The sequence below is a fragment of the Polynucleobacter sp. UB-Siik-W21 genome (assembly GCF_018687415.1).
Classification (GTDB): Bacteria; Pseudomonadota; Gammaproteobacteria; order Burkholderiales; family Burkholderiaceae; genus Polynucleobacter.
Genome location: NZ_CP061289.1, coordinates 735,570 through 747,941, shown reverse-complemented (window position 1 = coordinate 747,941; position 12,372 = coordinate 735,570). Strand labels below are relative to the sequence as shown.

Genomic DNA, 12,372 nt, shown 5'->3' with positions numbered 1-12,372 from the left:
AATTAGCTCGTTATCTTTTGTTGGGTAGCCTCAGTCAACTCAGCACGCGAGTAATGAGAACCCACAACATCACCGACTAGATAGACGATCACATCTACTGCAAAGTTTCGTAACTGTGCTCTGCTGGTAAAGGTTTTGCCCATCGAGAATAATGCCAATACCTCTTTAGGGTTTACTGATCTCAGCTTGGGATGTAGCGAATTGCACATCTCCATCATATGCACTAGGGCTTCGCCCGCATTTGCATTTTGCATAAAATGGGCGTTATAAGCAGCGCTCATTTGCAAAATTAGGGTGCTCTCAATGGATACAGACATATTCTCAATTCATGCAATATAGGTTTGAAACTCAATGACTATGCTGACTACTGATATTTTAGCAATCCATTGCATTACTCTATCAGGTAATTCCCTAAGCCTGCTTTTCGAGCTGATATAGCCACGCCAGAATTTCTGCTACCGCCTGATATAAAGCCGGAGGTATATTCTCATCAAGATCGACCTGCATGAGCAAGCCCACCAGATCCTTTGATTCATGAATATAAATCTGATGTTCTTTCGCCTTGGCAATGATTTGCTCGGCCACTAAGCCCTTTCCGCTTGCCAATACCTTAGGGGCAAATTCACCATGCTCATAAGTCAAAGCTACCGCCTGCTGTAGATTCTTAGCCTTATCCATGTGCGATGACCTCCATCGCTTTAAGCTCCTGACCATTAGCATTAAAGGTATTCTTGAGATCTGATAATTCTTGTTTGAAGAGATTTTCAGTCTGCGACTTCTCAGCTTTAAGTTGCACACTTAAGGCCTTATCCCGCAAGGTCAGACGAGCCTGCACTTTACCTAAGTTGGGTAAATCTAACTCAATCACACTCACAATGGTTTGAGCGACACCTTCCTCTGAGACCGTTTGGGGTGACTGCTCTTCCTCGTAAGTCAATTGCCAATCCATTGGCTGCCCTGGCCAAATATTGCCGCTCCAGCGAATCGTCTGATTCTCCAAAGCATCTAACTGTTTATTCACAACTTGTGACGCATTAAAGTTAGGACGATTTTGAGGCTCTTTCATCAATGTATTTAAAGGCCACTTCCCTTTAGCAAAATTCGCCAGATGGGATTCATAAAAGAGCCCGCTCATGATGATGGCATTTTGCAATTGGGCTGCCGTGAGTTGTGAGTTCAGGGGGCTTTGCATCAGAGGGGGCAGCAAACTCTCTACCTTCGAAAGCTGTCCTTGTAACTGAGCTTCGTCTTGCAATTGTGTAATCAGCAAGCTCGTACCGCTCAAAATCACATTCTCAAAAGCAGATTGATTAGCACCAGTACTTAATAATAGAAAGGTAGGGTTTGGATCGCTGCCGAGAAAGCGAAAATGCAGTACATCCCCTACTACAAAATTACTACCCAGCTTCATGCCGAATACTTGTTCGCCAATTTGTACCTCAGCCGTTCCAGCAGGATCAAAAGAAACAATTTTTCCGACGTACTCTAGACCTACCTTGAGGGCGGGCTGGCTAGGCTGCCCGATTGCCGTTGGCGCGATTGCTGGATTGATACCACCAATCGGATTGATAGCCATGACTGATCTACTTATTTCTTGAAAGACTGGCCATTCATGATGTCAGTCAAGCGCAACATCCACGGCTGCATTAAATCCATAATTTCTTTATCGTTAGATAAGATAGTTTTAAGGCAAGCAATTTTTCGCTCAAGAGCTTCAGGAGTAAGCGGAGCTTGCTCACCATGCACCGGAATTTGATGAATATAACCCTGACACAAAATCTCTAATTTACCGTAGCCATCCCAATCTTTTTGACGAGCAGCTTGCAACATCTGCTGACTGATTTCAGTCACAGCTTCATAGAGGGAGAGCATATCGCTATTGGGCATTAAATTTTTGACTTGTAAAAGCGATTGCGATGATCGTAAGAAAACCTTGTTTATCCAATATAGATACTACAAAACTTTGAGTCTAGACAATTCCAATATAAGACCTGTAAAAGCGGTTTAACTAGATTAATTAGGGACACCAATAGCAACTTTTATACTGCAAAGACCCGAATTAAGCCAATAAATTGTTTTTAATCGCGTAATGTACTAATTCTGCATTCGTTTTCATGCCCATCTTTTTCAGCGTACGAGTGCGGTACATGCTGACCGTTTTCGGCGAAAGGCTGAGCTTTTCAGCAATTGCATTAACAGTCAATCCAGTAGCTACCATCATCATAAATTGATGCTCGCGGTCAGATAGACATTGATGCGGGTCTGCAGCAGTTTGGGCATCCCCAAAGCGTTCCGCTAAAATTTCTGCAACGACAGGGCTGATATATTTTGCACCGGTTGCGACGCGACGAATCGCTAAGACCAACTCCTGAGTGGGTTCACTCTTCGTGATATAGCCCAAGGCACCCGCAGATAAAACCCGAGCCGCATACTGAGAAGGTGGATGCATTGAGAGCACCAGAATCGGTAGCTTTTGATTATTGCGACGAATCGATTTAATGACCTCAATACCATTGCGGTCCTGCAAATCAATATCGAGCACCAAACAATCCAATTCTAGATTATCGGCTAATTTAATAGCCTCTTTGCCTGACTTAGCCTCGGCCACAACCACGATACCAGGATGTGTATTGAGCACCTGGACTAGACCCTCACGAATGATTGCATGATCATCTGCAAGGGCAATACGTAGGTGCTTCATTAATGTCATAAAGGCCGTCTCAATTTAGTTTTATGACATTCTAACGAAATCTACAGAATTGCCGAAAATGACAAAATTACCAGTACATCAGCCCTTCACCGCACTCATCTGCCGATCAAGCTCATTGGTCCAATGGATTGCCTGAAGCTGCAAATCTGTGAGAGATTGTGCTGAAATTCCCAAGTGACTCCTAGAGGCTTCCATGCGACCAAAGTCAGCTGCCTCAATCGCATCCGTCAAGACGAGCAATTGACCCAAAATACCTTCATGATGCAAGAGCGCATTTTGCAAATGCTCAGCTAGGTGAATATGCTTGAGCACTTCTTCCAAAGTTTGACCGGTGACCTTGTGCGCCAAAGAAAGGAGGCCCACTACAAAAGCCTGATCACTTAATCCTGGCTGAGTAATATCTTCATGCTGTGAGAGTAGTTCAATTAAACGGGCACGGTTCACGACACGACGCTGGAGTTCTGAAGTAGCGGCATTCCCTGCTTCTGTGTAGATGAGGAGCAACATCCACTGCAATAGTTGCTTTTGGCCCAAGGTAACCAAAGCCTGACGTACCGAACTAATTTGTAAATGCCCTGCTACACCAACAGAATTGACTAAGCGAAACAGTCCCAATGTGAGATCGGGGTTGGCCTTAAACAGAGGCTCTAAAGTCGCAATGCCCTCATCCTTAAATAGGAGTCCGACAATTTTCATTAGACTGACTTGCAGTGCTTGCGGTTTTTTACTGCGCATTACTAAAGGCTGGGAAAAATAAGGTCCGCTAAATAAACTAAAACCCTGTGCCTTACAAGCCGCTAAATCTTCACCAGTCTTAACTAGTGTTGCCCAAAAAATCGGGTTTGCTAATTGACGAACCCGGCTCATCAAATCAGCAGTATTTTCAGGTGAAGTGTTTTGTAGGTTTACCTTAACAATGTCAATCAAAGGCAAAATAGCGTCGATATTCTCTACTACGCCCTTTGCTGGAGTTGCATCGCTCAAGCTAGTATCTACAAGCGCAATCCGAAATCCAGCTGTTTTTAGGTCTTGTAAGCGCTTGAGCATTTCTGCATTGAGAGAAACGTCTGGCAAGATTTCTAAAATGATGCGCTGCGCAGGCAGAATCTCCAGGGTATTACTCTTGAGTAACTTCTCAGTGACATGAATAAAACCATCGGCTGAACCGAGCACGCCTTCTAAACCAAAGTGGCTCATCGAATTGACAATCACTTGGGTACTTGTTGCTAAATCATCAGGTCGCCCTTCATCTACGCTTTCTCGGGAACGGAAAAGCATTTCATAGGCCATCACCCTGCCCGAGCTATCAAACACGGAATTGCGCGCAAGAAAGATTTCGGAGGTGCTTAAATCCACAGAAGACTCAGTAGTCGCAATCATATGATCCTTGTTGAAAGGTGCCCCAGCCAGCTAATGGACGGACTTTGGCTATCCTGATAAATAAGCTACCAATGTAGAGGAAAGACGGGATTTTCAATTCGAAGAATAAGGCCACTTTTTCGGGCTTATTCTCAAGATTCCAGGTTTAACCTGAAACTGAGCCTGATAATTGGCTATTAAACCTTGATATTGACCAGGGTACCTGTACCGGAGGCAGCCATTAACTGAACTGGCAAAGGTGCTTTTTGAGCACCAGGCATCTTTTCGCTATTGTGATACGGGTCAACTTGACCCGATTTTCTGTACTCATCAAGAGCCAAAGAGGCTGACTTAATTTCATCCGTACGGCTTGACTTGATGGAGTTATCGATCTTTTCAAACAGAGCATCTGGGCTAACGCCACCGCCAACACCACGCAACTCAATTAATGCCTGTTGAGCAGCAACTACATCACCATTGCGCAAAGCAGCAGCCAACGCGCCCAAGTACCCTTGGCGTGCTTGTGATTCGCTGGCTGATGAATAACTAGAAACAGCAGCCGAAGGTGTTATTTGCATATTCATATAACCTCCTCTAACCTTGCTATCCTTTCAAATCGTGCAATGAAACCTTAAAATTCAACCCGAGCCTACATAACTTACAAGCCCTCACCATCTTTTACGACCCATAAACTCAAAACTTAAGCTCAATGACTAGAAATTTCTAATTATTATGGCTAATGTTTCTTAAGATATTGATTTAATTGATTATTTATTATTATCTAGAGCGGCAATTTGGGCTGCAATATCCATCGATTCTTGGCTAGCTTGCAAAATAGCCTGGATTTTCTTCTTAATGGGATCAGAGCCCGATTCACCAAGAGAGTGCATTAATAACTCAGCATTTAAGCGAATAGCAAGCAATGGCTGACCCAAATCATGCAACAGAGTCTCTATTTCGGTTCTTTGATCCATTGCGTATCTATTTTTGACGGCAAAACTAGTTACAGGTCTTTTTATTGCCCTGCACAACGCAATTGCTGCCGTTGGAATAAATGGTGCGATTGCCGTTCGTCACAGAACTTCCGCCAGGGGAATAGTAGGTGGTAGTGCCGACCTGGGTTTGAGTAGAGCCGTTTGGACCATTCATTACGGTCACGGGCTGGTTGCTATTGGGAGCTCCAGGTACATTACCAGCGTCATAGGGCACCACAACATAGTTGTTATTGTTACCGTAGCCGTTGTTACCGTTATTGCCATGCCCAATATCTCGTCCCCCACCCTCTCTTTGGGCATAGGCGGATGAAGAAATCATGAGAGCGGCGAGGATGATGAATGGCTTGTGCTTCATTAGCTTTTTTCCCTTTTAAGCTTTTGATACCCTAAGACTCTATCCTACTCTTGAATCTAGCTATAGTCCCTAGCCCAAAGTAAATTTGAGCTCTCCCAACTTTTCTACAACGCTGGTGACCACATCGCCCTTTTTCAACCAAACTTGCTGATCCTTGGGCATATTGGCGATCACGCCCTGTGGGGTACCGGTGAAAATAATATCGCCAGGTTCGAGCGTCCAGTAAGTACTGATATAGGCGAGCAATCTTTGAACATTATGAATAAAGTCAGAAGTATTCGAGTTCTGTCGCATCTCACCATTCACAAAGGTCTGAATTTGCAACTGATTGGGATCGCCTACTAAATCAGCGGTCACAAAGTTTGGCCCGATAGGCGCATATTGATCTAAGGTTTTACCAATCATCCATTGACCACCAGGAAGATCGAGTTGCAAATCGCGTGAGGTGAAATCATTTGCAGTGCAGTAGCCAGCAACATAATTGAGTGTCTCTGATTCAGGAATATTGCGCCCTTTTTTCCCCACCACTACAAGGAGCTCAGTTTCATAGTCGAGCTTATAAGAAACATCGGGTGCTGGAATCTCTAATACAGAATTATGAGCAGCTAGACTATTGTCATACTTATTAAACAAGGCTGGAACCGCTGGCTTAGCGACACCTACCTCTTCTGCATGCTGACGATAATTAATGCCAACACAAATAATTTTGCCTGGATTCTTGAAAAGTCTGCCATAGCGAATTTTCGATTCCGACAAATAAGGCACGCCAGACTTTTCTGCGCCAGCAACCACCTTATTAAATGCGGTGGCGTTACCCTCTTGTAGCAATTGATCCAGAGTGTATGGAGCCGTGATATTGAGTTTCTTCGCAACAGCACGAACGTCAATCACTCCTTTTGTACTAATGACTCCCATAGTCTCTGTACCATCACTATTCTTAATGGATAGGATCTTGGCATTTTTGACCATGATGTGGGGACCACTATAGGCCTCTTGCTCTTTGGCAAATTTAAATCTACGCGCAGCAGCATCCGAAGAAAAACCTAGAGTTGAGGCGGCCACAATACCCATTCCAGACAAGGAAAAGGTCTTAATAAAGCGGCGACGTGCGCTCATGATTGCTCCAGCGTGGTGATTGAGTTAGATAGTTTAACGGCTAAATGAGCCACTAATTGAGTCACTATAAGCTCATCACGCATTTAACAACTCAGCTAATAAGCCGGTTAAAACTCCGTTATTAACTGAATTACTCTTCCTCTGTCACTTCGGCTTGCTCCCAAACGTCCTCATCTGGAGCCAGCTGGGTTTGCGCAACGAAGGTTTTAATAGCCAACAGAGAATCTTGGGCAACATCATCCAAAGTCAATAACCCCAATTCACCAGCGCATAGCTGCTGACATTTTTCTAAGTCGCCAATCTCAGCAGCCTCAGCCAGGGTGAGTAATTTACCTAAAACGCCACTGCGATCTGAAATCGCATCGACAACGACTCCAGGCAAATTGAATTTAGACAAAATCTCTCGACTAGACTCATCAAAGAGGTTATCAATTAAGGATAATCCGCCAACCAAGAAAGCCAAATCACTCGAGCCCAATCCAGCCCCAGCTGGCAATTTGACCGATGCTAATTCCATAAAGAATGCTCTGACGCAAACTAATTGTAGTAAGGGGGTAGATTCCAAAGAAACTTTAGCCTTACTATCTGCATAGAGCAGCAGTTGGGTCCAACGGGTAATCCGCTTAACTCCAGAAATCACTGCAGCGTCTCGAACATTCTCAGGCTTTGCACGCTTCCTGCCAGCATCGACTTCCGCGATCACCATTAAATGTTTTGCCACAACTGGGTTCAACTCGATCTCATCAACCAACTCGTGGAGTTCAGGTGACGAAAGCAGCAAAGTCAGTAGCTTTAATATCTTCCGATAGTCATCGCCACGATGTAAGGACAGATCTGGATCAGGCTTAATGAAATAGAAGCCCTCATAGGCATCAAAACCTAAGTCGCGGGCCTTATGAAAATCTTCAGGAGTTTCTACATGTGTTGCAATCATCTGCATCACAGCACCATCACTACCGGCTTTTGCACCTTTTTTCGCAGGCGACTTAGTATCTCTTGGTAACGGCGTGGCTTTACATAATTCGATCAAGCTGGCTGCATTCTCTACATGGTGAATATCAAGCTTGACATAGCGAAACTTCGGCAAGATGTCTTCGAGACCATCAAATACCTCTGTCAAACCCGTCAGCACAAACTTGTAACCGATGTTCGACATCTTCTCGAGCTTTTCCAGAATCTCAGGCACCTTAGGCGCATCTGGATCATCGGGATTTTTGGCATCCTTCTTACTATCTTTCACAGTTTCATCCGGAGGGACTTCAGTTTTAATCGCCTCCAAGATCTCAGCCAAATCAATTTGTAAAGGAAACTTCATGGCAGGAATGCCGCGCAACTCATCTCCTAATTGATGGGGATGAATTTTGATAAAACCCAAATGTAAGCCAAGTGACTGAGCCACACCTTTAGTTTTGAGTGCGTAGAGCATTTCACTAAGAGTGACTTCTTTGACTTCATTGCCCTCATCATCCCGCAAATTAGCATCTGTAATTTCATCGGGATAAGTGACTTCTGCCTTCGGATCTGCTTCTAAGCGTTTGGCAATTTGCGCTAACACCTCATTACGTTCATTGACCCGCTTTGCCTTCAGAGTAGTTCCCGGGCGAAAAAAAAGTTCATACCCAATGATCGCTTGATCGCGATCGATGATAGGTTCACGTCCTAAATATGAATTTTCAGGCGCAACTTTTTCAGGTCCCTTAGGAGCCTGTACGGGAGCGGACTGCGTTTTTTTACCAAATAGTGCCATTTATTTTCTTACTAAAAAGATTTCCTTTTGAATGAATACGGTTTTAAAAAAGTTATGAATCATTTTTTTTTGAGCTATCCCACTCTTTTATATAACGCTCTAAAAATTGAATTTGACCTGTTCTGTGTTCCAAAGTATCTTTCACCACATCTCCAACAGAAATCACACCTCTGACTTTGCCCTCATCCACTACAGGCAAGTGACGAATTCTTTTGGAAATCATGATTTGCATGCAGTCTCGCAAATCATCTTCATAAGCTACTGAGATGGGGTTTGGGGTCATGACCGCCTTGACTAATACTTCTTTGGCACTCAAACCTGGAAGCAGCACTTTAATAGCGCAATCACCCTGAGAAACGATTCCTACTAATTGATCGGAATCAATCACCAATACAGAGCGCACTAAATTATCGCGCATGAGCTCTAATACTTTGACAACATAGTCAGAGGAACTCACTGAAATCAGTGTATTCGATTTGTTGGCTAAACAGTTTTTTACCATTGGCATACGACGCTTATCCTTTTATATCTTCAGAGCAATATCAGCGCCGGAAAATCCAGCTAGCAACATACATTGGTCATTCATCGATTCTATCCAAGCCATAGGCTGATCCAAACAAAAACAAAAGTCATGCCAACTTATGCGTATATCCTATCCTGATTGGCCTGTTTTTTGTGCAATCTTAGGGAAAATCCTAAAAAAAGGAGCTTAAATCGGGTTCTGTAACTTAGGAAGAAAGGCAAAGAAGCTCAAAACCAGCCCCAAATGCCTCAAGCAAAGTATTTGCTTAGTTCAAAACTGGCGCTTTAAATGCCAATGCCGGAGGGGCTGGCTCATAGCTCAGGAATTAGGTACGGCTCTTGAACTTCAAGTTCCAGCCATTACCGTTTTTATCCCAATACTCTCGGTAGACTGCAGAGCCTTCGCCCTGACCAATCGGCTGGTCAATCACCAAGGTGGATGTCGACTCAGTAGCGTAGATAGCCTCTGGTGGACGAACAATTTTCTTTTTAAGGCCCTCTGATCGATATGCGGCAATTTCATTACTAACCTTAGTGGCGCGTGCACTCCAATCAGCTTTCTTGAGCCATTGAACGGAGGGCACTACGGTTACAATAAATTGGCGCTTGCTCGCTAACTCAATAATTTCTCGAACATCATCGTTAGCAAAAGCGAGGCAACCATCAGAAGCTTTAGGTGCCCTGCTGTAAGTATCTTTAGGTACGCCGTGCAACCAAATTCCAGAGCCACTGATATCCAACTTCTTATCAAGCGCATTCGGGAAACTTAACTCCAATGCTCCAGCACCAAAAATAGATCTCAATTGTTGCTTCGGAATTTGCATGGTGACGGAGTACACACCCAGAGGTGATTTAAGATCTCCCTCTTTTTGCTTACCCACGCCTAACTTTCCAATAGTGACGTAATAATCTTTTTCCCAGACTGGGTCACCGTCTTTATTGCGCAAGAGATAGGCGCGAGACAGAGATGCATCAACCAAAATGACATCTGCATTTTTAGGCATCTTTAAGACCTGAGCTGGGCGCAGGTCCACTAAATTCGGAATCACTGAGTTTCTTAACTGCAACTCAGACAATAGATTCTGTGGCGCTTCCCCATCACGCACTTCACTCTTGGACTTATTTGCAATAGCTCCGCCGGTCAGCGCAGTTAACAATTCAGCGCGCATAAATGTTGCTAAACGGAAATTGGGGTGTTCGACTTCAGACTTATTTAAGATGTCCATGGCTTTATCTAAATTGCCATTGCGCACCAATTCTTGAGTGGCCTGCCGAACTGTAGTGTCCCCATTCGCCAAACTAGCAACGGGAGTTATACAGATGCAAGCAATCAATAAAAGCTTACAACGCAATTTCAGCGCTCCGCTATCGAGAGATAAGTTATTTATTGAATTCACGCGCAATTAACCAAGTGCCCTTGTCATTAACCCATTCCAAAAGCTTCACAGAGTTCGTATTGACGTTTGCAGAGTTGTACTTCTGCCTGAAGGTTACAACAATTTTGCCCTTTGATTTAACGACTTTCATAATGCTGATTTCAACATTAATCGCACCCGGCTTAGCAACCCTCTGCTTCCTCTGCTCCAACCAATCTGTATACGACAATCCCTTATCAGGCGAAAAACTCGGTGAGTAAAAAGCCAAATAAGACTTGACGTTTTTGCTCGACCACGCCTTGACCCAATTTTCCATATTGGCAGTGATCACTTCAAGCTCTTGAGGAGTTGGCGCCGCATCTTTCTCAGCTGCCGCAACTTGGGCTGGAGTCTCTACCACTGGAGTGGCTACAGGACTAGTCTTAGGTGCCTGAACGCTCGGGGCAGCAGTTGGTGCTGGGGCAGCTGTCTTTGGGGCTTGTGCCACCATTACAGGCTTATCGACTAAATCAGAGCCATTAATAGCAGCAGCTAAGAGCACGGGTGGGGGAGCTGAATTCTTTTCATTGAGCGCTTTTGCATAGGCCTCTGCTGCCTGTGCTGAATAAATTTTGCGCAAACTTCTGAAAGCTGGAGAGGCAGTATTTAAGGCTTTTTCTAACACCTTCCGTGCCTGGTCTTTTTTATCCATTCCCCATAAGGCAACTGCATAGTTATTAGCCACGAGGAGATTAGAACTATCTTTTGAATAGAAAGGCTCTAGGAGATTGGCGGCTTCTTGCCACTGACCCAACATTAATAAAGCAGAAGCTTTGGTATTGGCATAGTCAATGGGCGATAGATCTTTTTTGAGTGACTCGGCCTGGGCAAGCGCCGCTTTGGAGTCCCCTTTTAATAAGAGATCTTCTATTCCTTGGGATGACACATAAGCAGACGCAGGGCTAATACTGATCAATGACAGTAATAAAGCACCGTAGAGGCATTGCAATAGTTTGTGCGATAGGCACAACTTTCTAGCTCTCAAGGGATGGACTGCAGTAAAAATGGATGGCATTAGGTAAAGGGGCATTAAATCCAGTCGATTTTAGCATTTTCATAGAAATTATCAATGCTGATAGCCCTTTAGAGCATTTATAGCCCAATTGCCCCCTTTAAAAAGCTTGATCAAAATAACTCCTAAAAAGGGTTTTATACCTATTTTTTACCCATTTTTTGTGAGCATTTATCTGTCTTTTCAAAAGACTTCAAGTCAAGCATCATGAACTGACAACTACATTAAAATAGCCTTGATCGGCAATCTCGCAATACGACCCAGCTTCTAAGGCCCACAAACCCGTGAAATACCTCCTCGCGCTTCTCCTTTTATCCACGCAACTGGTTTTTGCTCAAAATATAGAGGGCGACAAGCAAGGCGTTATTGGGATCCGCTACACCAAAAATGCGGAGGGGATGATTGTGGTTAAGCATGTCGAGGACAAGTCCCCGGCTTCTCAGGCAGGCATTCAGGTCAATGACATCATGATTAGCATCGATGGATCACCCCTTAAAGGGATGGATCCAGCCAATATTAAAAATGTGCTACGTGGCAAAGTTGGTAGCACTGCTGAAATCAAGTTGGAAAATTCTCAAACCAAGAGTGAATACTCCGTTAGCGTAGTGCGTAAGGTAGTGCATTTTGGGACCAGCGAGACCCCTAAAGACTCTTCAAAGAGCAACCCTCAGGCTGAGATCAAAAATACTGATAAAACTGAACCAGCTCCAAAAGCAGCAGCACCTAAAGTCAACATCAAGCCTGCTGAGAAAGCACCAGCAATATCCAGCCCACCTGCGGTAGCTGCAGTACCAGCGCAAACCTCTTCTAATGCTGCCCCTGATAAAGCTTCTACAAGTAGTGCTAGTGACTCCAAATACTTTATTCAAACAGGTGCTTTTTTTACCAAAGAAATTGCCAACGATCAGGTAACCGCATTTAATCAAAAAGGCTATACCAGCTTTGTTGATCCCGCGAAAATTAATGGCAGCAATATCTATCGCGTTCGAATTGGACCCTTAGCAACACAACAAAGTGCAGAAGCGCTATCCAAAAAATTGGCTAGCCAAGGCATTACAAACTCAATCATTGAAGCCTCACAAGCAAGCTCTAAGAACTAATCGAGTCACATTATGCAAATCATCTGGATTTCGGGGGCAAC

At 44.2% G+C, this 12,372-nt stretch carries 15 protein-coding genes; 1 reads left to right on the top strand and 14 read right to left on the bottom strand.

Annotated features, from left to right (window positions below):
- Positions 1–2 precede the first annotated feature (2 nt).
- From C2756_RS03840 to C2756_RS03775, 14 genes are all read right to left on the bottom strand, one after another.
- The gene (locus C2756_RS03840) at positions 3–317 is read right to left on the bottom strand and encodes a hypothetical protein (RefSeq protein ID WP_088524981.1); all 315 of its coding nucleotides are present in this window, start codon (positions 315–317) and stop codon (positions 3–5) included.
- Between the two features lie 94 nt (positions 318–411).
- Positions 412–678, bottom strand: coding sequence for an EscU/YscU/HrcU family type III secretion system export apparatus switch protein (locus C2756_RS03835; RefSeq protein ID WP_088524982.1), 267 nt, complete (start codon positions 676–678; stop codon positions 412–414).
- Positions 671–1,576 carry a flagellar hook-length control protein FliK gene (locus tag C2756_RS03830; RefSeq protein WP_215320156.1) on the bottom strand — a complete coding sequence of 302 codons (906 nt, stop codon included), beginning with the start codon at positions 1,574–1,576 and terminating at the stop codon, positions 671–673. Before C2756_RS03830 ends, C2756_RS03835 begins: the two co-directional genes overlap by 8 nt.
- 11 nt (positions 1,577–1,587) lie before the next feature.
- Positions 1,588–1,887 (bottom strand): flagellar protein FliT, encoded by a 300-nt coding sequence (locus C2756_RS03825; RefSeq protein WP_215296727.1) that lies wholly within the window; start codon positions 1,885–1,887, stop codon positions 1,588–1,590.
- Between the two features lie 172 nt (positions 1,888–2,059).
- Entirely contained in the window at positions 2,060–2,710 is a 651-nt protein-coding gene (locus C2756_RS03820; protein WP_215296726.1) for a response regulator transcription factor, read from the bottom strand.
- Positions 2,711–2,788: 78 nt separating this feature from the next.
- Positions 2,789–4,090 carry an EAL and HDOD domain-containing protein gene (locus C2756_RS03815; RefSeq protein ID WP_215296725.1) on the bottom strand — a complete coding sequence of 434 codons (1,302 nt, stop codon included), beginning with the start codon at positions 4,088–4,090 and terminating at the stop codon, positions 2,789–2,791.
- A 176-nt stretch (positions 4,091–4,266) separates the two neighbouring features.
- Positions 4,267–4,653, bottom strand: coding sequence for a hypothetical protein (locus C2756_RS03810; protein WP_215296724.1), 387 nt, complete (start codon positions 4,651–4,653; stop codon positions 4,267–4,269).
- Between the two features lie 183 nt (positions 4,654–4,836).
- A complete protein-coding gene (locus C2756_RS03805; RefSeq protein ID WP_088524988.1) occupies positions 4,837–5,043 on the bottom strand; it encodes a hypothetical protein in 207 nt (68 codons plus the stop codon).
- 25 nt (positions 5,044–5,068) lie between these two features.
- A complete protein-coding gene (locus C2756_RS03800) occupies positions 5,069–5,419 on the bottom strand; it encodes a hypothetical protein (RefSeq protein ID WP_088524989.1) in 351 nt (116 codons plus the stop codon).
- 69 nt (positions 5,420–5,488) lie between these two features.
- Entirely contained in the window at positions 5,489–6,535 is a 1,047-nt protein-coding gene (locus tag C2756_RS03795; RefSeq protein ID WP_251372113.1) for a fumarylacetoacetate hydrolase family protein, read from the bottom strand.
- A 130-nt stretch (positions 6,536–6,665) separates the two neighbouring features.
- Positions 6,666–8,282, bottom strand: coding sequence for an EAL and HDOD domain-containing protein (locus tag C2756_RS03790; protein WP_215320154.1), 1,617 nt, complete (start codon positions 8,280–8,282; stop codon positions 6,666–6,668).
- 52 nt (positions 8,283–8,334) lie between these two features.
- Positions 8,335–8,790, bottom strand: a complete 456-nt coding sequence (locus tag C2756_RS03785) for a CBS domain-containing protein (protein WP_215296722.1) — start codon at positions 8,788–8,790, stop codon at positions 8,335–8,337.
- Positions 8,791–9,130: 340 nt separating this feature from the next.
- Positions 9,131–10,201, bottom strand: coding sequence for a murein L,D-transpeptidase family protein (locus C2756_RS03780; protein WP_215320152.1), 1,071 nt, complete (start codon positions 10,199–10,201; stop codon positions 9,131–9,133).
- Positions 10,185–11,189 (bottom strand): tetratricopeptide repeat protein, encoded by a 1,005-nt coding sequence (locus C2756_RS03775; RefSeq protein WP_215320150.1) that lies wholly within the window; start codon positions 11,187–11,189, stop codon positions 10,185–10,187. The genes C2756_RS03780 and C2756_RS03775 overlap by 17 nt, the downstream gene beginning before the upstream one ends.
- Before the next feature lie 326 nt (positions 11,190–11,515).
- Here C2756_RS03775 and C2756_RS03770 point away from each other — a divergent pair, with 326 nt between their 5' ends.
- Positions 11,516–12,331, top strand: coding sequence for an SPOR domain-containing protein (locus tag C2756_RS03770; protein WP_215320148.1), 816 nt, complete (start codon positions 11,516–11,518; stop codon positions 12,329–12,331).
- Positions 12,332–12,372: the final 41 nt, after the last annotated feature.